Raw genomic sequence first — 25,049 nt, 5'->3', positions numbered from 1 at the left:
ACGATCTTGTTCGAGGCTATCGGGTTATCATGTGTCAGGCCGTGGCCGGCACGAAGGTTGAAGCACTCAAGTGGCCTAGTCATCATCCGCAAAATCAACGGCTTAATTCGCCGTACTCGTTCATACGCGATCTGGACAGTGGTAAATCATGAATGCAGTAGAAATTGAGTCCGCTATTTCGGACCTGGCCCTTGAGCCCTTTGACGCGGTGGAATTTCCGTTTGTCTTCCTGGCCGCTTTTGGCAATAAGGAAACAGCCCTCAAACGCTTGCGTGCCGGCAACAACAACGCTTCCGACGTGCCTGGCGGCGTGCTACTGCGCAACAACATTCATATCGCCGCATGCGAATCTGGTAGCGTGGGCGAAACGCTCAAGGCATTGCGCGCCAGCCCGGCTACCACAAAGGGCAAAGCAAAGTTCATCCTTGCCACAGACGGGCAAACGCTGGAGTCCGAAGAGCTCATTACGGGTGAAACCATCGCCTGCGACTACCCGGACTTTCCCAACCATTTCGGCTTCCTGTTGCCCTTGGCCGGTATCTCCACCATTAAGGAGATCAAGGACAACCCCATCGACGTGCGCGCTACCAGCCGCCTGAATAAGCTATACGTCGAGTTGCTGAACGAGAACCCTTACTGGGCTAAAGACGAACGCCGTGCCGACATGAACCATTTTATGGCGCGGCTGGTGTTCTGCTTTTTTGCTGAAGATACCGACATTTTTAACGGCGATGGCCTGTTTACCAAAACGGTTGAGCAGTACAGCGAGCGCGATGGCTCCAATACCCATCAGGTGCTGTCTGAAATTTTCCGCGCTATGAATATCAAGCTGGCCGAGCGAGCCACTGTTCAGCCTCGCTTGCCCAACTGGGCCAACAGCTTCCCCTACGTGAATGGCGGCCTGTTTTCAGGCAGTACCGAGGCACCGCGTTTCACACGCATGGCACGCACTTACTTGTTTCACGCCGGCAAACTGAACTGGAAAAAAATCAACCCAGACATATTCGGCAGCATGATCCAAGCCGTAGCCGACGATGAGGAGCGCGGCTCACTGGGCATGCACTACACCAGCGTACCCAACATCCTCAAGGTGCTGAATCCGCTGTTCCTTGATGACTTGCGTGCTCAGCTCGATGTGGCAGGAGACAACAAAGTCAAGCTGCTCAACCTCCGCAAACGTATGGCGCGTATCCGCGTATTTGACCCAGCCTGCGGCTCCGGGAACTTCTTAGTCATCGCCTATAAGCAGATGCGCGAGATCGAGGCAGAGATCAATCGCCGCCGAGGGGAGGCCAACAACAGGTCTGAAATTCCGTTGACCAACTTTCGGGGTATTGAGTTGCGCGACTTTCCGGCAGAGATTGCCCGCTTGGCGCTGATCATCGCCGAGTTCCAATGTGATGTGCTTTATCGCGGCCAGCAGGATGCTCTGGCGGAGTTTTTACCGCTGAATGCGCAGAACTGGATTGTTTGTGGCAACGCGCTGCGAATGGATTGGTTGAGTGTATGTCGGCCTACAGGTACGGCGGTCAAGATAATTGCGGATGACTTATTTGGCACGCCACTAAATCAGGCGGAAATCGATTTCGAGAACGAAGGTGGCGAGACCTACATATGTGGTAATCCGCCTTATCTTGGTTCAACTTGGCAGACTGATGAGCAGAAGGCAGATTTGGAAGCCATCTTTGCCTCCCGCACAAAAAACTGGAAATCGCTAGACTATGTGGCGGGCTGGTTTATGAAAGCTGCCGACTATGGTGTCAAAACCAAGGCAAAAGCTGCTTTTGTATCTACCAACTCCATTTGTCAGGGTCAGCAAGTACCGATTCTCTGGCCGTTAATTTTTGCAAAAAACTACCAGATCGTATTTTCATACACCTCATTTAAGTGGGAAAATCTTGCAAGTCACAATGCAGGTGTGACCGTTGTGATTGTCTGTATTTCAAACGACCCTGAGAGGAGTCGGCGGATATATTCGACCAATAGCAATGGAGAGGTGGCGGTTAAAGAAGTCGATAGAATCAATGCTTATTTGGTATCCGGCGCAGACATCATAGTCGAAAAACAAACGTACCCCGCCGATGAAAGAAGCCAGATGGATGCCGGTGGTAAGCCGGTCGAAGGTGGGAATTTGCTTTTCGCAGAGGAGGAAAAGCAAAGGCTAGTAGAAGGTAATGTGGATGTGGTTAAATTTCTTAAGCGCGTATATGGTGCAAGTGAGTATATTCGAGGTGAAGTTCGTTTCTGCTTGTGGATTTCTGACAGCCAAGAGCAAGAAGCTAAGTCTAATCGTGACATCAGTTGCAAACTAAATGCGGTTGCTGCTTTTCGATCAAAAAGCCCAAAGGCTGCTACTAAGAAAGGTGCCGCATGGCCTCACAAGTTTGAAGAGGTTAAACAAGTAGGCAATGAAGTCGTAACGATTGTTCCGAAGGTTTCGTCGGAGTCCCGTGAATATCTTCCCGTTGGATTACTTCCCAGAGGGTCAATCGTCACAGACTTAGCCTTTGCTCTTTACGATGCTCCTATTTGGAATATGGCCCTTATCGCTTCCCGTTTGCACCTGGTTTGGATCGGTACTGTTTGTGGCAAAATGAAAACAGACTTTCGCTACTCCAACACCCTCGGTTGGAATACCTTCCCGATCCCCCCGCTCACAGAGCAAAACAAGGCCGACTTAACCGCCTGCGCTGAAAACATCCTGTTGGCCCGAGAGGCGCACTTCCCCGCCACCATTGCCGATCTGTACAACCCCGACAGCATGCCGGACAACCTACGCCGTGCCCACGAGCGCAACGATGAAGTGCTGGAGCGCATCTATATTGGTCGTCGCTTCAAGAACGACACCGAGCGGCTGGAAAAGCTGTTTGACCTCTACACCAAGATGGCGGAAAACGCAGCGAAGGCCGCGCCGAAAAAGCCACGAGGGATAAAGGCATGAGCGACACCCCTGTTAGCCTGAGCATGCCACCCGAAGGCTACGGCGACTGGCTGGCCGACCTTAAAGGCCGCATCCATAATGCTCAGCAGCGCGCCACGCTGGCGGTGAACCGCGAACTGGTGCTGCTCTACTGGCAGATCGGTCACGATATTTTGACCCGTCAAGCACAACAGGGCTGGGGTGCCAAGGTAATCGAGCGCTTGGCGCAGGATTTGCACGCAGCCTTTCCCGATATGAAAGGGTTTTCGCCACGCAACCTCAAGTACATGCGCGCCTTTGCCGAGGCGTGGCCGGATGCGGAATTTGTGCAGCAGGCTGCTGCACAATTGCCTTGGGGTCACAATCTGGTGCTGCTAGACAAACTGCCTGGCCCCGAAACCCGCCGCTGGTATGCCGCCAAGGCCATCGAGCACAACTGGTCGCGCAACATTCTGGTAATGCAGATCGAGACTCGTCTGCTGGAGCGCAGTGGCAAGGCAGTCAGTAACTTCGAGAACCACCTGCCCAAACCGCAGTCCGACCTGGCCCGCGAGTCGCTGAAGGATCCTTACCGCTTCGACTTCCTCGGCCTGACCTTTGATGCGCAGGAGCGTGAGATCGAAAACGCTCTGGTCAAGCATGTCACCGAGTTCCTGCTGGAACTGGGCGCAGGTTTTGCCTTCGTTGGCCAGCAAGTGTTGCTGGATGTGGGCGGTGACGAGTTCTTCATCGACCTACTGTTCTATCACCTCAAGCTGCGCTGCTATGTGGTGATCGAACTCAAGGCCGGCAAGTTCAAGCCCGAGCACCTGGGCCAGTTAAGTTTTTACCTCACCGCAGTGGATGCCCAGCTCAAGCACCCACAGGACGGTCCCACCATCGGCCTGCTGCTGTGCAAGAGTAAGAACAAGGTAGTGGCCGAATACGCCCTGCGTGATAACGCCCGCCCCATCGGTGTGGCCGAATACCAATTGGTGGAGTCCCTGCCGGCAGAGCTGCAAACCAGCCTGCCCAGCATCGAACAGATCGAGCGCGAGCTGGCAAGTGATGACGCATCCATGGACGACGACTCGCAATGACCGAACAGAACCACAACCCAACCAACACTTACACGGTGCCATCGGTATCCATCACCACGGCGCACACCGGGGCTTCCAGCAAAGCCAATGAGCTGGGCATGCGTACCATGCAGGAGCGCGCCTATACCAAGCGCGGCGAACAGTACCTGCTGATCAAGTCGCCCCCTGCATCAGGTAAGTCCCGCGCCCTGATGTTTATCGCGCTGGACAAGCTGCATAACCAGGGCTTGCAACAGGTAATTGTCGTGGTGCCGGAGCGCTCCATTGGCGGCAGCTTCGCCGATGAGCCGCTGAGCAAGTTTGGTTTTTACTGGGACTGGCAAGTGGCTCCGCAGTGGAACCTATGTAATGCTCCTGGCATCGATGAGCCGCGCGTGGCCAAATCTAAGGTGGAAGCCGTACGCGCTTTCCTGAAAAGCACCGACAAGACACTGGTATGCACCCATGCCACCTTCCGTTTCGCCGTAGAAGAGCTAGGTATCGAAGCTTTCGACAACCGCCTAATCGCCATCGACGAATTCCACCACGTTTCCGCCAACCCGGACAACAAGTTGGGCGGCCAACTGAGTGCGTTTATCGGCCGCGATAAGGTGCATTTGGTGGCCATGACCGGCTCTTATTTCCGTGGCGACAGCGAGGCCGTGCTGGCCCCGGCGGAAGAAGCCAAGTTTGAGACGGTGACTTACACCTACTACGAGCAGCTCAACGGCTACCGCTGGCTCAAGTCGCTGGACATCGGGTACTTCTTCTATACCGGCAAGTATGTGGATGCCGTCGCCAAGGTGCTGGACCCAGCACTGAAAACCATCATCCATATCCCCAATGTGAATGCCCGCGAAAGCCTCAAAGACAAGGAGCGCGAGGTCAACGAAATCATGAGTGCGCTGGGCGATTGGCAGGGTGTCGACCCGGCCACCGGCTTCCACCTCATCAAAGCCAAGGACGGTCGCACGCTGAAAGTGGCAGACCTGGTGGATGACAGCGACACGTCCAGGCGCTCCAAAGTGCTCAGTGCACTGAAAGACCCTGCGCAGAAGAACAACCGCGACAACGTGGATGTGATCATCGCACTGGGCATGGCGAAGGAAGGCTTCGACTGGATCTGGTGCGAGCATGCGCTGACCATCGGCTACCGTTCGAGCCTGACCGAAATTGTACAAATCATTGGCCGCGCAACGCGTGATGCCGAGGGCAAGGAGCGCTCGCGCTTCACCAACCTGATCGCTGAGCCTATGGCCGACCAAGTGGCTGTAGCCGAGGCAGTGAACGATATGCTTAAGGCCATTTCCGCCAGTCTGCTGATGGAACAGGTGCTCGCCCCGCGCTATGAGTTCAGTCCGAAAGATACCGGGCCGAAAGACGGTTTCATTTACAACGGTGGCGAGGGCTATCAATCAGGTGGCACCAATCTGGGCGTGAATGAAGCCACAGGCCAGTACCATGTCGAAATCAACGGTCTGACCACGCCGCAAAGCACAGAAGCCTCGCGCATCTGCAAAGAAGATTTGAACGAAGTGGTAACCAGCTTCCTGCAGGACAAAACCGTGCTGGAACGCGGCCTATTCGACAAGGAAAACACCCTACCCGAAGAGCTGACCCAAATGCGCATGGGCAAGATCGTGCGCGAGCGTTACCCCGACTTGAGCGACGTCGACCAGGAAGCAATCCGTCAGCATGCCATCGCAGCCATGAACATTACCCAACAGGCCAAATTGATGTTGGCTCAGGCCGATGCCAGCGAAAGTGACAGCTCACAAGGCAGTACGGCCCTGCTGGAAGGCGTGCGCAAATTCGTTAACGTGCGCGAGCTAGACATTGATCTGATCGACCGCATTAACCCCTTTGATGCCGCCTATGCGGTGCTGGCGAAGGCGATGGATGAAAAGTCCCTGCGCCAGGTGCAGGCCAGTATTGCAGCCAAGAAGGTGAGCATTCCTGAAAACGAAGCACGAGACCTGGCAATGCGCGCCCTGCAGTTCAAAAGCGAGCGCGGCCGGCTGCCAGACATCAACTCCGCCGATGCCTGGGAGAAACGAATGGCTGAAGGCGTGGTTGCGTTCGCACGTTACCGCGCCCAAGCTAAAGCGGCGCAGGGAGAATCCGCCAATGGCTGAAATGAATGATGATGACCTGCTAAATGCGCTAGGGGTAGAAGTACCCTCGCTTAAAACAGCCACTCGAACCCCTCGCGAAGAACGCATCATCGCTGGCTTCGAGGACATTCAGCGCTTCTATCAGACCCATGGCCGCGCCCCACTACATGGCGAAGACGGCGATATCTTCGAGCGTTTGTACGCCGTGCGCCTGGATCAGCTTCGCAAGTTACCGGAAATACAAGCCCTACTGGCAGGCTTGGAGAGTCACGACTTACTGTCAGGTGCTGCGGTAGCCATGGTAAATGTGGATGACCTGGATGAGGACGCCTTGCTCGCCGAGCTGGGCATCGGCAGTGAGTCCGTCGACCAGGACGACATCACCGTGCTGCGGCATGTGCGTTCCAGTGCGGCAATAAAGGCGGCAGAAGAAATTGCCGCCCGGAACCCATGTAAAGACTTCGAGAGATTTAAGCCACTGTTTGATGAGGTGCAAGCAGGCCTCAAACAAAAACTATGGGTAACCAAGCCCTTTGGCAAGAACGCCAGCATCGAAGTCGGGGACTTCTTCATTCTGAGCGGACTCATTGCCTATGTCGCCGAGGTGGGAGACACCTACAAGACGCCGAATGCGGAGACGAATGGGCGTTTGCGCGTCATCTACTCCAATGAGACAGAAAGCGATCTGCTATTACGATCCTTGCAGCGGGCGCTCTACAAAGACAGTGACGGGCATGCAGGGTCTCGGATCATCAAGGTGGATTCCGGCCCACTGTTCAGCGACATAACCGAACCGGATGACATCGAGACTGGCACCATTTATGTGTTACGCAGCCTGTCCAACCATCCCTACGTAGCCGAGCACCGCGAGCTGATCCACAAGATCGGCGTAACCGGCGGCCGAGTGGAAACTCGCATCGCGGCCGCGGCGAAAGATGCCACCTACCTGCTGGCCGATGTGGAAGTGGTCGCAACTTACAGACTTCACAACCTGAACCGCACCCGGCTGGAAAACATCTTCCATCGCCTGTTCGGCGCAGCGCAGCTGGACTTGACCATCGAAGACCGCTTCGGCCATCCAGTCAAACCTAGGGAGTGGTTCCTGGTGCCGCTGCATGTGATCGATGAAGCGGTTGAGCGCATTCGGGATGGGTCGATTACCGATGTGGTTTACGATCCCCACTCGGCTCGCCTGGTCAGCTAAAGACACTGATGAGGTAAACGATGACTAGGTCGTTGTCTCGCGCTTGCACGCGACATCGATCTAGTCTGATCCCGAAACTCCTCTGGGCGTCCGCTAAATTGTTCTGCTTACTGCAAGTGGCGCTACTGCCGATGTCAGTATGGTATGCACGATATCTACAGATCCCGGCTTTCATGCTGCCGCTCGTTCTGCTTTACGTTTTCTCTTCCTGAGCTTTTGCCTACGACGTTACGTAAGCGTCCGGCGAACTCACCTTCCGAACTCCAGCTTTAAGGGCGATGGTGTCCGCGTATTTTTAAGCGGACGCGATCGCCCTTATCGCCAGGATTTCCATGCGCCAACGAAGCTCTTATCCGAAACCATTTAAAGCCCAAGTCGTTCGGGAATCCCTGCAACCTGGCGCAACGGTGTCCAGTGTCGCCATCAGCCACGGCATCAATGCCAACGTCATCCGCAAATGGATGCCGCTCTATCGAGACCAATCCGCAGCAACCTCGCTACCGGCATTTGTTCCGTTAAAGGCCGCACCTAAAACGGCCAGCCGAAGCGTCAGTGATCATTGAGGTGCCCGTGGCCGGGCAATTGATAACGGTGAAATGGCCAGCCTCGGATCCTGAGGTCTGCGCACAATTCATTCGGGCTGTCGCTCAATGATCCGCATCGATGCGATCTGGCTGGCCACCGAGCCGATGGACATGCGCGCCGGCACCGAAACGGAATTGGCCCGAGTGATCACGGTGTTCGGTGCGGCGAAGCCGCACTGCGCTTATCTGTTCGCCAATCGCCGGGCTAATCGAATGAAAGTGCTGGTGCATGACGGCGTGGGCGTCTGGCTTGCAGCGCGGCGCCTGAATCAAGGCAAGTTTCACTGGCCCGGCATTCGCCATGGCTGTGAAGTCGAACTCGAAAGCGAACAACTTCAGGCGTTGGTATTGGGCCTGCCGTGGCAGCGGGTCGGCTCTGGCGGTGTGATCAGGGTGCTCTAACCACCGGCCATTTGGCCGGTCTGCTTGTCGTCGTTTCGTGCCTGCTCTGGCACAATCGGCGGCATGACTTTTTCGCCCAACCTCGACCAGATGACTCCGGAACAGCTTCGTGCCTTGGCGGCACAGGCGTTGCAGTTGCAGTCCCAAGTCGAGGCGATGAGCCGGAAGATCCAGAACGACGAAATCCTCATCGAACAGTTCAAGTTCGAAATCGCCCTGCTCAAACGCCACAAGTTTGCCAAGCGCAGCGAGCAAATCAGCCCGGCGCAAGGCAGCTTGCTGGATGACCTGCTCGATACAGACCTTGAAGCTATCGAGGCCGAGCTGAAACAGCTTCTTCCCGCTTCGTCACAGGCCGAGCCACGGCAATCGCCGAAACGTACCTCATTGCCGCCGCAGTTTCCACGCACTGTGATTCGTCACAAACCAGAAAACACCCAGTGCGCTTGTGGCTGCCAGCTTCAGCGCATCGGTGAAGACGTCAGCGAAAAGCTGGATTACACGCCAGGCGTGTTCACGGTCGAACAACATGTGTGTGGCAAATGGGCCTGCCGTCAGTGCGAAACACTGATCCAGGCGCCGGTGCCGGAGCAGATTATCGACAAAGGTATCCCGACCGCAGGCTTGCTGGCCCACGTCATGGTGGCCAAATTTGCCGATCACTTGCCGCTGTACCGGCAGGAGAAGATCTTTGGCCGCGCCGGATTGGAAATTGCTCGCTCGACCTTGGCCCAGTGGGTAGGACAAACCGGCGTGCGGCTCCAGCCGCTGGTCGACGCTCTGCGTGAAGCTGTGCTGAAGCAGGGCGTGATTCATGCTGATGAAACGCCCGTGCAGATGCTTGCGCCGGGCGAGAAGAAAACTCACCGGGCCTACGTCTGGGCCTACAGCAGCACGCCGTTCTCGGCACTGAAAGCAGTTGTGTATGACTTCAGCCCAAGCCGTGCCGGCGAACACGCGCGTAACTTCTTGGGCAAGTGGAATGGCAAGTTGGTCTGCGACGACTTCGCTGGCTACAAAGCTGGTTTTGAGCAAGGCATTACAGAAATCGGCTGCATGGCCCACGCCCGTCACAAGTTTTTCGATCTGCATGTCGCGAACAAAAGCCAGTTGGTCGAACAGGCGCTGCACTCGATTGGCGGTTTATATGAGATCGAACGCAAAGCGCGGGACATGACCGATGAAGATCGGTGGCGAATACGTCAGGAGTTAGCGGTACCGATCAGCAAAACACTGCATGAGTGGATGTTGGCCCAGCGCGACCTAGTGCCCAACGGATCAGCCGCGGCCAAAGCCCTCGACTACAGCCTGAAACGCTGGGTAGCGCTGACGCGCTACCTGGACGATGGAGCTGTGCCTATCGACAACAATCAAGTCGAAAACCAGATACGGCCATGGGCGCTCGGACGCTCGAACTGGTTGTTTGCCGGGTCGCTGCGCAGCGGTAAGCGGGCGGCGGCCATCATGAGTTTGATCCAATCGGCACGCATGAATGGGCATGATCCGTATGCCTATCTCAAAGATGTGCTGACGCGGCTGCCGACACAGCGGGCCAGTGAGATTGGGCAATTGCTGCCGCATCAGTGGGTACAGGCTTAGCTTCAACGGGGTGATCTTCCAAGTGGACAATAGCTCGACAATCCAAGCCATTATTTCGGATGACCACATTCGGCGAAGAATGCTCGAAATAGTGCGTTCCTTGAACTTGCCCGACTGCTGGATAGGAGCAGGTTTCGTCCGGAACGCGGTTTGGGATCATCTGCACGGTCGCAGCTCAACAACGGTCACAACAGACGTTGATATCATCTGGTTTGATGCAACACGTTGCACACCCGAGCAAGATGAAGCGCTGGAGGCAGTCCTCAGAGACCTAGACCCGAACGTACTGTGGTCTGTGAAAAACCAAGCGAGAATGCATATTCAGAACGGCGACGAGCCCTATCAGTCGGCGACCGATGCAATGCGTTACTGGCCAGAAACTGCCACAGCGCTAGCGATAAGACTGCGGGAGGACGGCACATATGAAATCGCTGCACCGTTGGGCTTTGATGATCTTTTCGACTTGATAATCCGGCCAGCAGGAAGGTTCGCTACGGATAAAAATGCTATCTATCAAGACCGCGTCACGTCCAAAAACTGGTTGAAGGTCTGGCCAATGCTTACGCTCTCGGAGCTACCTCCCAGCCCTTGCGTCAAGGTGACTTAACCGGACGCTTACGGGACGTTACGGCCCGACTGACTGATAGGAAGGGGCGTTATTCACTAGATGTCGAAATAGTGGCACTGAATCGCTTTTTAGCGAATGATAGGGATATGAAGGCGATGCTGCGTGTCTGTGGCAGAAAGTCCAGCTCGTAAGCGAGGGATGGTCCGCAAGCAAGGAGGCTCAGATGTGGGCTGATGTCGATACAAAAAACGATTTTCTGAATTACTCAGAAGTGGCGGATCTGGTTGTGGACGTCATCCGTGATCCGTCCATGCGTCCGGTTACAGTAGGCGTGTTCGGTTCCTGGGGTACTGGGAAGTCCACGCTGCTCAACCTGATCGAGCATGGACTGAAGCCCCCTCAGGGAGCATCTGAATTCGTCGTCGTTCGTTTTGACGCCTGGTTGTATCAGGGCTTCGACGACTCCCGCGCCGCGCTGATGGAGGTCATCGCCTCCACCCTTATCGACGCTGCCGAAGAAACCAGCTTTCTACCTGAGGCGAAGAAGCTTTTTGCGCGGGCTAACAAGATGCGAATGCTTGGTCTCATGGTCGAAGGCGGAGCGCTTGCTTTTGGTATGCCTGCTTTCGGTTTTGGGGCGAAAGGGGTGGAAGCTCTGGGGAAGCTCTTTTCCGGTGAAGCGGATAATGACTCGTTAGGAATTCTCAAAGATGAAGGAGGTAAGGCGAAGGACAGCTTTACTGGGCTGCTTGGCCCAGAAAAGCAGCAAACTCCCCCCAAACAGATTGAGGCGTTCCGGAAGGAGTTTTCAGATGTCCTCATCGGTCTCGACAAAACGTTGGTCGTTTTTGTCGACAACTTAGATCGCTGTTTGCCCAAGCAGACGATCCATACCTTGGAGGCTCTGCGTCTATTCCTCTTCATGAACCATACGGCTTTTGTCGTGGCGGCAGATGAGGAAATGGTTCGCCATTCGGTCAGTGAACACTTCAAAGATCCTGGTGATCGTCATGTCACTGATTACTTGGACAAGCTTATTCAAGTTCCTGTTCGTGTGCCAAGGTTGGGCGTTCAGGAGGTTCGGGCTTACCTATTCATGCTTTTTGCCTCGGCCGGTAACAAGGTACCTGGCGAGCGCATCGAGGCCTTGAGAGTCGGACTTGAAGATAACTTGCGCAAGGCATGGAGAGACGAGCCCATCAGCACAGAGAGGGCCTTGGAGCTGCTGGGCTCTAGTGTGCCAGTGGAAGTTGCCGAAGCTTTGCCGATTGCTGATCGAATTGCACCAATGCTCGCAAGCTCCAGCTCCGTGTTGGGTAACCCCAGAATTGTGAAGCGTATGCTCAACGTCGTCCGAATGAGGGTACGGGTAGCAGCACTGCGTGAAATGCCTGTAAACGAGGCCCTAATCGCCAAGGTAGCTCTTTTTGAGCGTTGCATGGAGGAGAAAGCGGTCGCCCATCTTTACTCTATGATAAATGGTGCTGCCGGCGGTAAACCTGAAGTGTTGGCCGAACTGGAGGTACTACTAGAAGACCCCGAGAAATTTGCGCAGGCTTGTCCGGATTTATGGACCAAAGTAGACTTCGTGCGAGACTGGATCAGGCTCGAACCGCAGCTTTCGACTGTAGACCTTCGTCCGGTCGTTTATCTGAGTAGGGAAACCACTCCCTTACGGGTATTGCGCGCAGGTCTTTCTGCTGATGCGGCTGAAGCGCTTGCTGTGCTCAAACGGACGTCCAACACTTCGTCACCTTCTGCAAAAGCTGCTCTACAAACCATATCCGGTGGTGAGCACGCGGCCGTCATGACCCAGTTAATTGAATCGATGCGGTCGCATTCTGAGTGGACAAGCAAGCCTATTGGCTTCGACGGTGCGCAGCTGCTTGCCGAAAAATCGCCAGAAGCCGGTGCACTGCTGTCGGACTTCATTCACACCGTTATGCCGGACAAAATTCGGCCTTGGCTCAGCAGCAAGCTCAAGGGCGCGAGCTGGTACAAGGAGCGGGAGAAGAAATAATGGGAACCTCTACGTCAAGCAAAGGGCCTGGGGGCAATTCTCCGTTTGTGCCAGGATGGGTGGACACCGAGGGGCAGCAGGCACCGGAAGCTCCTCCGCAGCGATTTAAAGACTTCCGTACAAATCTGGGGAGATTCGTCTCAACAGGCGACGGTGATTACCTTCGGTCTGCGATAAGCAGCTATGCAGGCGGTGCAACCGGCGGCAGTGCCATTGGTCCTGCCCGGTTTGGCTCCATGGCCGGAGCTGGTGGAGCCTTATTTGGTGCGATGGCCACACTGAGGGAAGGGCAATCCCCGCCGGGGCTGGATCTCGCTGCGTTGAACGGCCAGGACACGGACATTGCTATCGACATGCTCGTGCAGGTGCTTGCCACCGAGGACGGCGATTCTGATCGCGTTCGGGTTGCGATGAACGAGGCGCTCTCTCAATGCCTAGAGGGTTACCAAGAGTTTGATTTCGCGAGCATCACTGACGAGATGCTTGTACAGATGATGCTGGTGTACGTCACCAAATGCGTGTTTGGGCAAGTGGTGCTCGATTCGAACGATGCGTTCGCAAAAGCTGAATCACCTGGCCAAGTCGAGCAGGCCGAAAAGGAGCTGTACTCCCTCGTTGAGTCGGTGACTGACAAGCACATGCGTCCCTTGTTTGGAGGCAGTCTGAAAGCCCTCTCCAGCACTCAAATTGAAAAAATCCAGATGGCCGCCATCCGCGAAGTGTGGAGAGAATGGGAGGCGTACCAAGAGTGACAGACCTCTTTTTCCATCACGAAGCGGATCAGCTTCGCTCGCTAACGGCTAATGGAATTCCCGTATTGATGTACGGCAGTCGCCCACCGGCGCGGGGCACTTGCTCTATCGGGGGGCCGGTTCGCGCTGCGGTGAGGCGTTTGGGTGCTCCGGTCAGTAGAACCGGATTCGACCTGTTGACCATAGCCATGGCTGTAACAGCCGCAGATACCTTTGTCGATAAAGCAGAGGCTGATGATGGTTGGGCACGGAACCTTCGTTTATTCATCCCTATCGCTGATCCGCAACTTTGGAAAACCGCGATACCGCTTTTACAGAAGGCTCTGCATTTCTTAAGCGGCGATCTTTGGGAGATCATCCTATTGCCTGACGGACCCAGGCAGCTCACGTCTCAGAACCGTGGGCGCATCACCGTCATGGCTGGCCACGATTGCGTCAGTTTGTTCTCGGGTGGTATGGATAGCGGCATTGGAGCGTTGAATTTATTAGCAGGGGGCAGGCGCCCATTGCTGATAAGTCATGCATATCGAGGTGACTCGGAAAAGCAAATCATGGTTCGGGATCATCTTCCGGTGGAGGTCTCAAGATTCGCGGCGGTGGCAAATCCGGTGTCCTTGACTGGGAGAAAAACCGATGTGCAGATGCGGACTCGAAGCTTCAATTTCCTCGCATATGGTGCATTGGTTGGGGCCACACTGGCGCAGCTACGAGTCACTGGCACACCAGTAGAACTCTTCGTTCCCGAGAACGGGCTCATTGCGCTGAATCCTCCAATGACTGCTCGCCGCATTGGCGCGTTGAGTACCAGGACGACTCACCCACATTTTTTGGGTCTATTCCAGCAAATCCTGGATACGGTCGGCCTGCCTGTACGAGTCGAGAATCCGTACGCGCTTCAAACTAAGGGAGAGATGCTTTCAGGGTGCTTAGATCAAGAGAACTTGAGAATCCTGGCATCGGAAACGGTATCGTGTGGTAAGTGGAAGCGGACACACCAGCAGTGTGGTAAGTGCGTGCCGTGCATCATCCGACGCGCCTCGTTCCACGCTGCTGGGATGGCGGACGGCACCGCGTACCATGCCAAAGGAGCGGATCTGACTTCAGTAATTCGGGATGCGAATGCCAGAGATGACCTGATGGCCATGATCCTGGCAGCCCGCAGATTGCCCGCAGAGGATGTCGCGAAATGGGTGCGTCAATCAGGCCCGTTACCACTCCACCGACATTCCCGTGATTATTTGATAGGTGTGGCCAGCAGAGGTATGGGAGAGGTAAGAAGCTATCTATGTTCTCTCGGTCTACTCTGAAGGGGATGCCATATCATCTCGGGCTGCCAGATCAGAATTTCTCGGCCATTCCCTGATCGCCCCCGCAACAATCGGGCGGAAAGCCAATAGTTGATGCCGGGTCTCTCGGAATAGTCTTTAAGTAACGGGTGGGAAGTCAACGCACGTGCTTCATCTGGCTCAGGGGCAGCGTCACATCGAAGATCTTACTCATGCTCTGCCCCCAATGTACGCCGAAGCTACATCGATCCGATTATGCCCAAGCCCAAGGTTGATCTGTCGGCGCGCATATTGATCGAGGTCGCGGTCTGCGAAAAGGGGGCACCATAGACTGGTGCGGCGTGGCCCGTGATTTGCTGATAACGCTTGCGAACGTAAACTCTGGTGGTTCACAGAACTTTTTCAACCCGAGTTCGTGCAGTGTTTCGCGGGCGGGAAGTACGATCTGTTGCGGGAATACGGCATAGCTTTCATCACGGGCCAGCAAGTTGCGGCTACGGGTCGACGACGCATGACGAGCTAACTGCAGCGCGATCTTCACCTCTTCACTGGCAATGATCCAACGCGGCGGTGATACCCCTGAGCGTCTACCTATTGTACCGTCCTGAACACACCGGCAATGCGCCCTACGGCAGGACCGATAGAGCGCCGAGCTCCGACCGGGTAGGGGAGGGGAGTACTCTGCTATTCCAACAATGGATGTGGCGGTCCTTGAACTTCGCGCAGTTGTATAGCCGTTCTCCAAAAATTACCGATCTTCCCCTCACTTGATCCCGCCAAGATTCAAAGCCCCTGCGATCTTTGAGAATGTCCACTGAAGCGGGACTGGCGGTTAATCACGAACGGGAGCGAGGGCATCTCATGAGTTGGTCTCATTAGCACTGTTGGCGGTGGCGGCTGAACTGGCTGACGAGACCAGCGCTTCGAGATCCTTAGCCAGGTGAACGCTGCGATTGGATGACCGGGGCACGCCTGATTTTCGACCAGGTACAGAGCATTTCCTCATCTGCGGCACCATCACCACCACTGCTGGTGACATCGGCGTTTGTCACCCATTGTCACGAAGGGAGGTGCCGCAAAGCCTTGCCAATTGGGGTCGCAGCAGCATTGGGGGCGCTTGTCTCTTTTCTGGAAAAGGAAAGGGGCGCAGGTTGGCCTAAGGCTCGGCTGAGCGATTAGGTTGCTGCAGGGCTGCACAGTACGGTGTAGCTGGTGTAATAGGGGCATGAGGTTAGAGAGCCCTCGTCACCATCGAGCGGCGACACTTTGAAGATTAGGGTCTCTTGGGAGCTGCTAACGGCGGCGCTTCGAGGCTTCTTTCTAAGGCCGGTTTGAGGGGCGGCTCAACCGAAGTTCGTACCCCTCGTTGAGACAAATATCGATGGTGGAAAGTGGTGGCCCCTTGGTGGTAGCGAATGGAGGGCATGCCGTTTATCGCCTCTCTAATGCGAGTCTCCGAGCATAGTTACCCCATTACGGATGAGCGCGTGCCTACGACCTGAAATTAGCGATAAAAGGTGGGGGCTTGGCTTTACCGATACCCTCCCAGGGGATAAGGTGACTGGCATTGCAAAATGATGGCACTTCGGGGTGTTCCAGGGATGATGCTCCAAAGCCCCGGCGCGTTAAATGCTGCTTCATGCCCTTTCTGGATTTGCCTCGATTGTTTGACACTCGTTTTAGCATTGGATGGCCCACCCGGCAGTGAGCAGCGTTGGGAGAGCTACGAGTGAGTGAGGTGGTCCATCCTAGCTGGCTGCAGCGAAGGAAGATGGCTGTCAGCGTGTTGCCACGGTTTAAGTTACTTGATCCGATAGGGGTAGTTAAGGTGTTCCGCAAAGATCCAGCGTTCGACATTGGAGTAATTGAATGATTGGGAGTTTTCTCGAGAGCGTGCTGACTTCTGCCTCGGCAAGCGCTGTGACTGAGATCTTTATCTGGCTAATGCTCGGCATTGTTGCGATGGCAGTGCGCCAAGGAAAGAGCGGCAGGCGAGGGCTGTTTCTGGAGCACGCACCGGCAGTGCTTGTCTCACTGGGCATTCTGGGGACTTTTGTCGGCATCGTGATCGGTTTGCTGGGCTTTGATGCCCATGACATTAAGGGCAGTATTGAGGGTTTGCTGGATGGACTGCGCACGGCCTTCATCACGAGTCTTGTTGGTATGACCCTTTCCATCGTCCTCAAGGCACTGGATGCCTATTGGTTTGCTCCGGCTCGGAGCCGCTCTGAGCTGCCGGATAGTATCACTCCAGAGCATATCCACGGCGTGCTGATCCAGCAGGTCAAGCTGCTGGAAGGACTTAACCATTCGCTTGCTGGTAATGAGGAAGGTTCGGTGGCGGGCCAACTTAAGCTGATGCGTAGCGACGTTAGCGATTTTCGCAGCGCCCTAGATCGCACCCATCGCGAGTTTCAGGACAAGCTTTTCGTACAGCTCAATCAGTTTGGCGAGATGCTGGCCAAGTCAGCCACAGAGACGGTGATCGAAGCACTTCGTCAGGTGATTCAGGATTTCAACAAACACTTGGTGGAGCAGTTTGGCGATAACTTCAAGGCGCTGAATGAGTCAGTCGTTAAGATGAATGAGTGGCAGGAGCTCTACAAACAGCACGTTGAATCGCTGGAGGCGCGCATCGAGCTTGCGATCAACGAGCTGGAGCGGACCGCAACAGCCAATGAAGCCATTAGTCGTTCTCTATCCACTTCGGAGCAGTCTATCGGCACCATTGAGGGTCATTGCCAGAGCATTCCTATGGCCATCGGCCAATTGGAGCCAGTATTGCAAGCCAACCAAAGACAGGTTGGAGTGCTTGAGGAGCATCTCGGTACATTTGTCACGATGCGCGACCAGGCCATTAGCGCGGTACCGCAGTTGCAACAGCACATGGAAACTCTCTCCGGCCAGCTTGCTGAGGGCGTGAAGAGCGTTATGACTACCATGCATGAGGGCGCACAGGAATTCGGCCGTTCGGTTGATCTCACTAATGCCGCATTGACGGAGTCTGCCCATGTTGTGAGTAGCAAATCTGAGCAGATCGCCGAGAACATGCAGGATGCCGCTCAGGAATTCGGCTCAACGGTGCGTGGCACAATGGACAGTATGCTGGACACTTCCAAAACGCTGGAGCAACAGATGGGGCTAGTAGTCGAGAAAGCGGCTAGCTCCATGGCAGAAGCGTTCCGCCAGGCAACCGGCAAGATTCAGGAGGGGCTGACCGGATCGGTAGAGGCCACCATGAATACTTTGCGTTCTAGTGTAGAAGGCAGTCTAAGCCACACGGAGGCGCAGATTCAGGGCTCGGCCAATCGCACCATGGGCGCCGTAGAAGCGCAAGTGCGTGAAGCCACTGAGCGAGCCAGTGCCTCGCTGCAAATCCAACTCAACGCTATGGATCAGGCTATCGGTCGCGAGTTGGAGAAAGTCTTTAAAGAAATGGGCTCGGCACTGGCCACCATCTCACGACGAATTGCCGATGATCATGCTGAGTTCACGCAACGAGAACGTGCCTGATGGGGAGTCTGGATAACCTTTTTCGCAGCAGTGGCTCGAAGAATGATGATGCCGAGCACTGGATTGGCATTTCTGACTTGATGTCCGGATTGATGATGATGTTCCTGTTCATTGCCGTGGCCTATATGTACTACGTGCAGGTCGAGAGAAACAACATCAAGGAGATCGCAGTTACTTACAAGGATACTCAGGTCGCGATCTACAACGACCTGGTCAGCGAGTTCGCATCGGATCTGTCTCGTTGGAATGCAGCCATTGAGCGTGACACCCTAGAAGTCACCTTCAATAATCCAGAGGTACTGTTCCGTTCCGGGTCGCCCGATCTTAACCCGCAGTTCAAGATGATCCTGGCCGACTTTTTTCCGCGTTATGTGACGGTGTTGTCTCGTTACCGCACGGCCATTGAAGAGATTCGTATCGAAGGTCATACCAGCAGCGACTGGGGAAACCTTCACGGTGAGCAGGCATACTTCCCCAACATGGCGCTTTCTCAGGACCGTACGCGGTCTGTGCTGCAGCATGTATTGTCGCTGCTGACGGCAGGTTCTGATAGGGAGTGGGTACGTTCTAGCTTTGCTGCGGTGGGCTACTCCTCGTCTCGGCGCATTGTTGATAGCGATACCCAGCAAGAGAGCAGCGCCCGGTCGAGGCGTGTGAATTTTCGAGTGATCACCAATTCTGAACTGCAGATTCGTAAGATAATTGAGAGGCTCGATGGAAATCAGGGCTGATTTTTCCGAGCTGTGGAAGCAAGTGAAGCGGCTTAGCGCTGCCCCAGTTGAGTTCGACTGGGTCGCAGCGGCGCAGCTTGATCCCATCGATATTGAGCTGCTGGGAGGACGTGAAGTTCGCCTTGAAGATCTGGATGTCATCAATGGGTTGCTGAGCGTCGATGGTCGACAGGTACTGCTCTATATTCCTGACCAGTTTTCTCCGGTTGATGTGGTGCAAGCTTCTCCCGATAAAGGAAAAAGGTTCCATGTGGCGGACTGCAAGACTCTAGCGGACATGCGTGCAAAAGGGCGATTCGAGAGGTATGTGGTAACCAATAACCTGACGGGTATCTTTCCGATCAGCGGCAAGAGTAGTCGCGGAATTTCGGAAGAATTGGACTCGCGCTTGATGGTCTGCAAGAACTGCCTAGAAAAACTCAATTATCAGAATTATTGCCATGACCCCACGCGCTCACATATTTGGCAAAGCTTTGAAATCGCGCGCTTCTTTGAAACCTACAGCACTAGCTTCACCTATCGGCCTCGTAATATTACGCAACGCGCCATTGGCAATGATTACACTGAGGATTGGGCCGAGATGTCGACCAATGTGCGGCGGCGCTGTGGTTTTAAGTGCGATGGCTGTGGTTTGAGTCTGGATGAACACCGGCATCTGTTGCATGTACACCATGTCAATGGGCTGAAACAGGACAACAGTAGTGTCAATCTCCGACCATTGTGTGCGGATTGCCATCGCAAGCAGCCGTTACATGATCATATGTTCATATCTATAACCGATATGCAGTTGCTGACACGCCTGCGTCGTGAGCAATGCATCCTCACAGGTGATTGGACGCTAGTGCTCGAGCTCGCGGACCTTTCTGTACTTGGAGCCTTAATGCATGCGAAGCACAGAGGTTTTGAGGCTCCGGAAGTCGGCTACGGGCTGGTGAGCCAGGACCGGGTCACTACTTTTGAAGTGGAGGTGGCCTGGAAGAAAAGGCGTGTCGCCATCAGTGTTACTGATGCTCCTGTAATGGAAGATTGGACTATTGTTAGTCCAGCTGATTTTATACGGAGTTATTCTTGAAAATTAGACCTGCTGGCTCGCGTCGTAGTCAGAGAGAAAGCGATTTTGTGAATTCATTTTGAGAAATTATCGCGCGTCTTATGGGCGAGAAAGGTACTAATTTCGTATCGGTTGGTGCTGTAGGGTGTAGGCATAGCTATAAGGCCTTAATATTGCTCAATGACGCTCGTCGGTGGTTGTTCGTAGAGGTCCAGTGCGAGCGACCGCCAAATGTCCTCGGAGTAGGCAGGGGTGACAGCGTCTTTCGAGCTCGAACTAGGTGGTGGCCACGTTCTCGAAGGGTAAGCGTCCGGCGAACTCACCTTCCGAACTCCAGCTTTAAGGGCGATGGTGTCCGCGTATTTTTAAGCGGACGCGATCGCCCTTATCGCCAGGATTTCCATGCGCCAACGAAGCTCTTATCCGAAACCGTTCAAAGCCCAAGTCGTTCAGGAATGCCTGCAACCTGGGGCGACTGTCTCAAGTGTCGCCATCAGCCACGGCATCAATGCCAACGTCATCCGAAAATGGATGCCGCTCTATCGAGACCAGCCCGCAGCGACTTCACTACCGGCATTCGTCCCGCTAAAAGCCGTACCTAAACGGCCAGCCGAAGCGTCAGTGATCATCGAGTTGCCCATGGCCGGCCAAGTGATCACAGTGAAATGGCCAACCTCAGATCCCGAGGGCTGCGCGCAATTTATCCGGGCTGTCGCTCAATGATCCGCATCGATGCAATCTGGCTGGCCACCGAGCCGATGGATATGCGCGCCGGCACCGAAACCGCATTAGCCCGGGTGATCGCAGTGTTCGGTGCGGCGAAGCCGCACTGCGCTTATCTGTTCGCCAATCGTCGGGCTAACTGGATGAAAGTACTGGTGCACGATGGCGTGGGCGTCTGGCTTGCGGCGCGGCGACTGAACCAAGGCAAGTTTCACTGGCCCGGAATTCGCCACGGCTGCGAGGTCGAACTCGACAGCGAACAACTCCAGGCGTTGGTACTGGGTTTGCCGTGGCAGCGAGTCGGTACGGGTGGCGTGATCAGCATGCTGTAATCGCCGGCCATTTGACCGGTCTGCTTGTCGTCGTTTCGGGCCTGCTCTGGCACAATCGGCGGCATGACTTTCTCGCCCAACCTCGACCAGATGACCCCGAAACAGCTCCGTGCCTTGGCGGCACAGGCGCTGCAGTTGCAGTCCCAAGTCGAGGCGATGAGCAGGAAGATCCAGAACGATGAAATCCTCATCGAACAGTTCAAGTTCGAAATCGCCCTGCTCAAGCGCCACAAGTTTGCTAAGCGCAGCGAGCAAATCAGCCCGGCGCAAGGCAGCTTGCTGGATGACCTGCTCGACACAGACCTTGAAGCTATCGAAGCAGAACTGAAACAGCTCCTTCCAGCTTCGCCACAAGCCGAGCCACGGCAATCTCCGAAACGTGCGCCATTGCCGCCGCAGTTTCCACGCACAGTGATTCGTCACGAACCCGAAGAGACTCAGTGCGCCTGTGGCTGCCAACTTCAGCGCATCGGCGAAGACGTCAGCGAGAAGCTGGATTACACGCCGGGCGTGTTCACTGTCGAGCAACATGTGCGTGGCAAATGGGCCTGCCGTCAGTGCGAGATACTGATGCAGGCGCCGGTGCCGGCGCAGGTTATCGACACAGGCTTGTTGGCCCACGTGATGATGGCGAAGTTTGCCGACCACTTGCCGCTGTACCGGCAGGAGAAAATCTTTGGCCGCGCGGGGCTGGCAATCGCTCGTTCGACCCTTGCCCAGTGGGTCGGACAAACCGGTGTGCGGCTCCAGCCGCTGGTCGATGCACTGCGTGAAGCCGTTCTGAACCAGGGCGTGATTCACGCTGATGAAACGCCGGTGCAAATGCTTGCGCCGGGCGAGAAGAAAACCCACCGAGCCTATGTCTGGGCCTACAGCACGACGCCGTTTTCGGCGCTCAAGGCGGTGGTCTACGACTTCAGCCCAAGCCGTGCTGGCGAACACGCGCGTAACTTCCTGGGCGACTGGAACGGCAAGCTCGTTTGCGATGACTTCGCTGGCTATAAAGCTGGTTTTGAGCAAGGCATCACTGAGATCGGCTGCATGGCCCACGCCCGTCGCAAGTTTTTCGATCTGCATGTGGCGAACAAAAGTCAGCTAGCCGAACAGGCGTTGCACTCGATCAGCGGCCTGTACGAGGTGGAACGCCAGGCGCGGGACATGAGTGATGAAGATCGCTGGCGAATACGTCAGGAAATGGCGGTACCGATCAGTAAAAAATTGCATGACTGGATGTTGGCCCAGCGCGACCTGGTGCCCAACGGATCAGCCACGGCCAAAGCCCTCGACTACAGCCTGAAACGCTGGGTAGCGCTGACGCGCTACCTGGACGATGGTGCTGTGCCCATCGACAACAACCAAGTTGAAAACCAGATACGGCCATGGGCACTCGGGCGCTCGAACTGGTTATTTGCCGGGTCGTTGCGCAGCGGCAAACGAGCAGCTGCAATCATGAGCCTGATCCAATCGGCGCGCATGAATGGGCATGATCCGTATGCCTATCTCAAAGATGTACTGACGCGGTTGCCGACGCAACGGGCCAGTGAGATCGGGCAACTGTTACCGCATCAGTGGGTGTCTGCCTAACATACGCAAGGTGAGTTGGGCGGACGCTTACAGCGTAAGTGCCTTGTATTCGAGTCAGGAAGCAGTAAGAATTTCAGGGTTGAACCTGATGATTTGGCACCGCATTATTTACCAGGAGCGCTTACTCAAATTAACTGTATTGAAGAGGTCTCCGCGCGGTCGATCCGAGTCATTGCGACGATGATAGGCGTTCGGGCCAAGTGTCCAGGCGTGATCGATATGCTCAAGATAAGTCTTGAACAACGGGCGCAGTTCTTCCTGAAGGTCGAAGAGGTAATCCTCTTCAAGCATTATCTCTACTTTGAACTGATCGCCCGTAATGACCTCATCGCTGACGCGCTGCCATAAACGGGACTGGCGTTTCCTTTCAGCCTTGTCGAAGTCGTTATTGGTGATCACTGCTACGTGACCCTTGTGCTCAGCGAGATAGAGGATTCCAGGTGCAAGCAGGCCTTTGAAATAGGCAGCTTCCAGTAAAGTGATGACACGCTCATCGTGGTCTTGATCCCAAATTACGGCCAGGCGCTGCAGCTCTACAGGGCTATCGGGCTTGGAGATCAAGGGGAGGCGGAGAATGGAGTAGTGGGCGCCGAGGGCACCAACATTCTGTTGCTGGTCGTACTCAGTGCGGAAGAATTCGGAATATTGCGGAAGAGCAACGCGAGAGCTAAAGCGCATCATAGGGCACCAATTTTAGTAAGGGTCAGTTACAACGCCGCTCCTTTCGAGAGCGGCGCAATCGAGGTGAATTAAAATTCTTTTTCTTCAACCTTGAATAGTCTTTTTACAGCGCCTGGAAAATCGGCTTCATCCCACCGCAGGTTTACGCACGGAGAGAAATACGAGCGTTGGGCTTACCCCTCAAGATTTTGTCCAGCCCGGCTTTGGCTTCCTTGATGATACCGTCGATAACGTCGTGAGCCAGGGGGTGTAGTTTCCACGATGACCAGGCTCTGACGAGCCCGAAGAGCAGCTTCAAAGTCTCTCCGATCCATGCTTCACTACCGCCCAACATAGCGCTCAAGGAATGCTCCGTGCCCATCAAAACCGACGTTTGGACCGTTGGCTCTGCACCAAAAAAGCTGTACCAAAGCCAATTGCCAAGTGAGCAGCTTTTAGAGGAAATGATCGTCAACTCGCCGAGCATTCTGTCTGAAGAATGGATGCTCATAGGACGGCAGGAGCCTACAGATGCGGGTGGGCGCATTGACCTGCTCGCTGTCGCCCCTGACGGCAGCCTTGTCCTGATTGAGCTCAAACGAGACCGTACGCCTCGCGAGGTGGTTGCTCAAACACTCGATTACGCTGCCTGGGTAGATGGCCTGACGGAAAGCGATATCGCTGCGATTTATCAACGTTTCCGTCCAGGGCAAAGCCTCTCTGTTGACTTCCAAACACGTTTCGGCCGTGTGCTGGATGACGATGAGCTGAATGCCAGCCATCAGTTGATAATCGTCGCCACAGAGTTGGATGCGAGTAGCGAGCGGATCGTGCAATACCTCAGCAAGCGCGACATTCCGATCAACGTGCTCTGCTTCCAGGTCTTTCAGGCAGGCGAGCAACAATTGCTGAGTAGGTCCTGGTTGCTCGATCCAGTGCAGACCCAAGTGAATGCCGCGTCTGCCAGCCAAGGGCTGAGTGAGCCTTGGAATGGCGAGTTTTACTGCTCATTTGGAGACTCGAATTCACGCTCATGGGCCGATGCTGTGGAGTTCGGGTTCATATCCGGCGGTGGAGGTCCCTGGTACAGCAAGACGCTCCAGCTGTTGGCCGCAGAGGATCGTGTGTGGATCAATATTCCCCAGCAAGGTTATGTGGGGGTTGGTCGCGTGCTCGGCCGTGCTGTCGCAGCAAATGAATTCAGGGTGATGAAGGATGGCGAGGAGCGGCCGGTAATGGAAGTCGCGGTCCGCGCCAGCTATCACGCCGAATTCATTGATGACCCTGAGCACTGCGAATATTTCGTCCCGATCCAGTGGCTACAAACAGTTCCGATTAGCTTGGCGGTTCGTGAGATTGGAATGTTCGGGAATCAGAATACGGTTTGCCGGCCCAAGACGCCGAAATGGAGAGCAACTATCGAGCGATTGAAGGAGCGCTTTCCTCATTTCGATGATATGGACGCTAGTGAGGTTATGTAGTGGGGGGTATGCTTTGGGCTCGACTCGAGCTCAGCGCATCACCCCCAGCTCCGTATCATCCAGCAGCTTTACCCAGCGCGCATAGATATTGCTAGCCCAGTTAAACGCTGGCTTACCCTCAATCAAACCATCTGTGGTCAAGTCTCGAGCGTAATCCATCAGCTCTGAAGCCTGTTCCCGATCCCGCTCGCAGGGGATGCCGAATTCAATACGCAACAGTGGTTGAGTTCGGTTTTCACCATGATAGAGCACGGTTTCACCGACCGTGCATGATGTCTTCATTGGGCATCGATCAATCACCCCTGGTTGAAAGGCTTGAGGAGATTTTTGGCCACAAGCTGACGCCCTTTACGACCACGTCAGCGTCATGGCCAAACCCTCCCACCAGCATGCCCCAGGAAATCGAGTATAACCGGCGACTCCGGAGCACTTTGTCACTGTCCGTGGGGCTGCAGCTGCGGTCGTCC

General features: G+C 55.1%; 20 protein-coding genes and 1 pseudogene. 18 read left to right on the top strand and 3 right to left on the bottom strand.

The window, feature by feature from the left end; all coding sequences use genetic code 11:
• The first annotated feature begins 148 nt into the window (after positions 1 to 148).
• The 11 genes from J3B00_RS19145 (at position 149) to qatC (ending at position 14,528) form a co-directional block, all read left to right on the top strand.
• Positions 149 to 2,941 (top strand): DNA methyltransferase, encoded by a 2,793-nt coding sequence (locus J3B00_RS19145; RefSeq protein ID WP_209870276.1) that lies wholly within the window; start codon positions 149 to 151, stop codon positions 2,939 to 2,941.
• Positions 2,938 to 3,999 (top strand): PDDEXK nuclease domain-containing protein, encoded by a 1,062-nt coding sequence (locus J3B00_RS19140; RefSeq protein WP_209870272.1) that lies wholly within the window; start codon positions 2,938 to 2,940, stop codon positions 3,997 to 3,999. Before J3B00_RS19145 ends, J3B00_RS19140 begins: the two co-directional genes overlap by 4 nt.
• On the top strand, positions 3,996 to 6,113 hold the full coding sequence (locus J3B00_RS19135) for a DEAD/DEAH box helicase (RefSeq protein WP_209870269.1): 2,118 nt from the start codon (positions 3,996 to 3,998) through the stop codon (positions 6,111 to 6,113). Before J3B00_RS19140 ends, J3B00_RS19135 begins: the two co-directional genes overlap by 4 nt.
• A complete protein-coding gene (locus J3B00_RS19130) occupies positions 6,106 to 7,296 on the top strand; it encodes a GIY-YIG nuclease family protein (RefSeq protein ID WP_209870266.1) in 1,191 nt (396 codons plus the stop codon). The genes J3B00_RS19135 and J3B00_RS19130 overlap by 8 nt, the downstream gene beginning before the upstream one ends.
• A gap of 332 nt (positions 7,297 to 7,628) precedes the next feature.
• Positions 7,629 to 7,859: a transposase gene (locus J3B00_RS19125; protein ID WP_209870262.1), complete on the top strand. Its 231-nt coding sequence runs from the start codon at positions 7,629 to 7,631 to the stop codon at positions 7,857 to 7,859.
• A gap of 87 nt (positions 7,860 to 7,946) precedes the next feature.
• Entirely contained in the window at positions 7,947 to 8,282 is a 336-nt protein-coding gene (gene tnpB / locus J3B00_RS26745; protein ID WP_245362591.1) for an IS66 family insertion sequence element accessory protein TnpB, read from the top strand.
• 63 nt (positions 8,283 to 8,345) lie between these two features.
• Positions 8,346 to 9,881 carry an IS66 family transposase gene (locus tag J3B00_RS19115; protein WP_209870259.1) on the top strand — a complete coding sequence of 512 codons (1,536 nt, stop codon included), beginning with the start codon at positions 8,346 to 8,348 and terminating at the stop codon, positions 9,879 to 9,881.
• A 22-nt stretch (positions 9,882 to 9,903) separates the two neighbouring features.
• Positions 9,904 to 10,488, top strand: a complete 585-nt coding sequence (locus J3B00_RS19110) for a nucleotidyltransferase family protein (protein WP_209870254.1) — start codon at positions 9,904 to 9,906, stop codon at positions 10,486 to 10,488.
• 184 nt (positions 10,489 to 10,672) lie between these two features.
• The gene (locus J3B00_RS19105; protein WP_209870249.1) at positions 10,673 to 12,469 is read left to right on the top strand and encodes a P-loop NTPase fold protein; all 1,797 of its coding nucleotides are present in this window, start codon (positions 10,673 to 10,675) and stop codon (positions 12,467 to 12,469) included.
• Positions 12,469 to 13,221 carry a hypothetical protein gene (locus tag J3B00_RS19100; RefSeq protein WP_245362590.1) on the top strand — a complete coding sequence of 251 codons (753 nt, stop codon included), beginning with the start codon at positions 12,469 to 12,471 and terminating at the stop codon, positions 13,219 to 13,221. The genes J3B00_RS19105 and J3B00_RS19100 overlap by 1 nt, the downstream gene beginning before the upstream one ends.
• A complete protein-coding gene (gene qatC, locus J3B00_RS19095; protein WP_348635965.1) occupies positions 13,200 to 14,528 on the top strand; it encodes a Qat anti-phage system QueC-like protein QatC in 1,329 nt (442 codons plus the stop codon). Before J3B00_RS19100 ends, qatC begins: the two co-directional genes overlap by 22 nt.
• Positions 14,529 to 14,717: 189 nt before the next feature.
• Here the strand turns inward: qatC and J3B00_RS26740 are convergent.
• Positions 14,718 to 15,117, bottom strand: a pseudogene (locus J3B00_RS26740) (integrase); the annotation flags it as partial.
• 1,259 nt (positions 15,118 to 16,376) lie between these two features.
• Between J3B00_RS26740 and J3B00_RS19090 the strand changes: the two are divergent.
• The 6 genes from J3B00_RS19090 to J3B00_RS19065 all read left to right on the top strand — a co-directional run bounded on the left by J3B00_RS19090 (position 16,377) and on the right by J3B00_RS19065 (position 22,441).
• Complete coding sequence (locus J3B00_RS19090) at positions 16,377 to 18,020, top strand: hypothetical protein (protein ID WP_209870246.1); 1,644 nt, start codon at positions 16,377 to 16,379, stop codon at positions 18,018 to 18,020.
• Positions 18,020 to 18,751 (top strand): OmpA family protein, encoded by a 732-nt coding sequence (locus J3B00_RS19085; RefSeq protein ID WP_209870243.1) that lies wholly within the window; start codon positions 18,020 to 18,022, stop codon positions 18,749 to 18,751. Before J3B00_RS19090 ends, J3B00_RS19085 begins: the two co-directional genes overlap by 1 nt.
• On the top strand, positions 18,735 to 19,823 hold the full coding sequence (locus J3B00_RS19080) for a hypothetical protein (protein ID WP_209870240.1): 1,089 nt from the start codon (positions 18,735 to 18,737) through the stop codon (positions 19,821 to 19,823). Before J3B00_RS19085 ends, J3B00_RS19080 begins: the two co-directional genes overlap by 17 nt.
• A gap of 381 nt (positions 19,824 to 20,204) precedes the next feature.
• Positions 20,205 to 20,525: a transposase gene (locus tag J3B00_RS19075; RefSeq protein ID WP_034111071.1), complete on the top strand. Its 321-nt coding sequence runs from the start codon at positions 20,205 to 20,207 to the stop codon at positions 20,523 to 20,525.
• The gene (gene tnpB, locus J3B00_RS26735; protein WP_245362588.1) at positions 20,522 to 20,857 is read left to right on the top strand and encodes an IS66 family insertion sequence element accessory protein TnpB; all 336 of its coding nucleotides are present in this window, start codon (positions 20,522 to 20,524) and stop codon (positions 20,855 to 20,857) included. Before J3B00_RS19075 ends, tnpB (J3B00_RS26735) begins: the two co-directional genes overlap by 4 nt.
• Positions 20,858 to 20,920: 63 nt before the next feature.
• Positions 20,921 to 22,441: an IS66 family transposase gene (locus J3B00_RS19065; protein WP_209870236.1), complete on the top strand. Its 1,521-nt coding sequence runs from the start codon at positions 20,921 to 20,923 to the stop codon at positions 22,439 to 22,441.
• A gap of 108 nt (positions 22,442 to 22,549) precedes the next feature.
• Here J3B00_RS19065 and J3B00_RS19060 read toward each other — a convergent pair whose 3' ends face one another.
• Positions 22,550 to 23,122 (bottom strand): hypothetical protein, encoded by a 573-nt coding sequence (locus tag J3B00_RS19060; RefSeq protein ID WP_209870231.1) that lies wholly within the window; start codon positions 23,120 to 23,122, stop codon positions 22,550 to 22,552.
• Between the two features lie 353 nt (positions 23,123 to 23,475).
• Here J3B00_RS19060 and J3B00_RS19055 point away from each other — a divergent pair, with 353 nt between their 5' ends.
• Positions 23,476 to 24,582 (top strand): endonuclease NucS domain-containing protein, encoded by a 1,107-nt coding sequence (locus J3B00_RS19055; protein WP_209870229.1) that lies wholly within the window; start codon positions 23,476 to 23,478, stop codon positions 24,580 to 24,582.
• A gap of 30 nt (positions 24,583 to 24,612) precedes the next feature.
• Here the strand turns inward: J3B00_RS19055 and J3B00_RS19050 are convergent, their stop codons facing one another.
• Positions 24,613 to 24,864 carry a DUF3077 domain-containing protein gene (locus tag J3B00_RS19050; protein ID WP_209870226.1) on the bottom strand — a complete coding sequence of 84 codons (252 nt, stop codon included), beginning with the start codon at positions 24,862 to 24,864 and terminating at the stop codon, positions 24,613 to 24,615.
• Between the last annotated feature and the right edge of the window lie 185 nt (positions 24,865 to 25,049).

Source organism: Pseudomonas sp. BP8, from assembly GCF_017875955.1.
Classification (GTDB): Bacteria; Pseudomonadota; Gammaproteobacteria; order Pseudomonadales; family Pseudomonadaceae; genus Aquipseudomonas.
This window is presented reverse-complemented; position numbering and strand designations above follow the sequence as displayed.

Excerpts from the sequence above, each read along its gene's own strand:
- J3B00_RS19075 (WP_034111071.1), top strand. The coding sequence starts at position 20,205 with ATGCGCCAACGAAGCTCTTATCCGAAACCGTTCAAAGCCCAAGTCGTT.
- J3B00_RS19140 (WP_209870272.1), top strand. The coding sequence starts at position 2,938 with ATGAGCGACACCCCTGTTAGCCTGAGCATGCCACCCGAAGGCTACGGC.
- J3B00_RS19130 (WP_209870266.1), top strand. The coding sequence starts at position 6,106 with ATGGCTGAAATGAATGATGATGACCTGCTAAATGCGCTAGGGGTAGAA.
- J3B00_RS19145 (WP_209870276.1), top strand. The coding sequence starts at position 149 with ATGAATGCAGTAGAAATTGAGTCCGCTATTTCGGACCTGGCCCTTGAG.
- J3B00_RS19080 (WP_209870240.1), top strand. The coding sequence starts at position 18,735 with ATGGAAATCAGGGCTGATTTTTCCGAGCTGTGGAAGCAAGTGAAGCGG.
- J3B00_RS19125 (WP_209870262.1), top strand. The coding sequence starts at position 7,629 with ATGCGCCAACGAAGCTCTTATCCGAAACCATTTAAAGCCCAAGTCGTT.
- J3B00_RS19100 (WP_245362590.1), top strand. The coding sequence starts at position 12,469 with ATGGGAACCTCTACGTCAAGCAAAGGGCCTGGGGGCAATTCTCCGTTT.
- J3B00_RS19065 (WP_209870236.1), top strand. The coding sequence starts at position 20,921 with ATGACTTTCTCGCCCAACCTCGACCAGATGACCCCGAAACAGCTCCGT.
- J3B00_RS19115 (WP_209870259.1), top strand. The coding sequence starts at position 8,346 with ATGACTTTTTCGCCCAACCTCGACCAGATGACTCCGGAACAGCTTCGT.
- tnpB (WP_245362588.1), top strand. The coding sequence starts at position 20,522 with ATGATCCGCATCGATGCAATCTGGCTGGCCACCGAGCCGATGGATATG.
- J3B00_RS19135 (WP_209870269.1), top strand. The coding sequence starts at position 3,996 with ATGACCGAACAGAACCACAACCCAACCAACACTTACACGGTGCCATCG.
- J3B00_RS19060 (WP_209870231.1), bottom strand. The coding sequence starts at position 23,122 with ATGATGCGCTTTAGCTCTCGCGTTGCTCTTCCGCAATATTCCGAATTC.
- J3B00_RS19085 (WP_209870243.1), top strand. The coding sequence starts at position 18,020 with ATGGGGAGTCTGGATAACCTTTTTCGCAGCAGTGGCTCGAAGAATGAT.
- qatC (WP_348635965.1), top strand. The coding sequence starts at position 13,200 with ATGGGAGGCGTACCAAGAGTGACAGACCTCTTTTTCCATCACGAAGCG.
- J3B00_RS19090 (WP_209870246.1), top strand. The coding sequence starts at position 16,377 with ATGATTGGGAGTTTTCTCGAGAGCGTGCTGACTTCTGCCTCGGCAAGC.
- J3B00_RS19050 (WP_209870226.1), bottom strand. The coding sequence starts at position 24,864 with ATGAAGACATCATGCACGGTCGGTGAAACCGTGCTCTATCATGGTGAA.
- tnpB (WP_245362591.1), top strand. The coding sequence starts at position 7,947 with ATGATCCGCATCGATGCGATCTGGCTGGCCACCGAGCCGATGGACATG.
- J3B00_RS19105 (WP_209870249.1), top strand. The coding sequence starts at position 10,673 with ATGTGGGCTGATGTCGATACAAAAAACGATTTTCTGAATTACTCAGAA.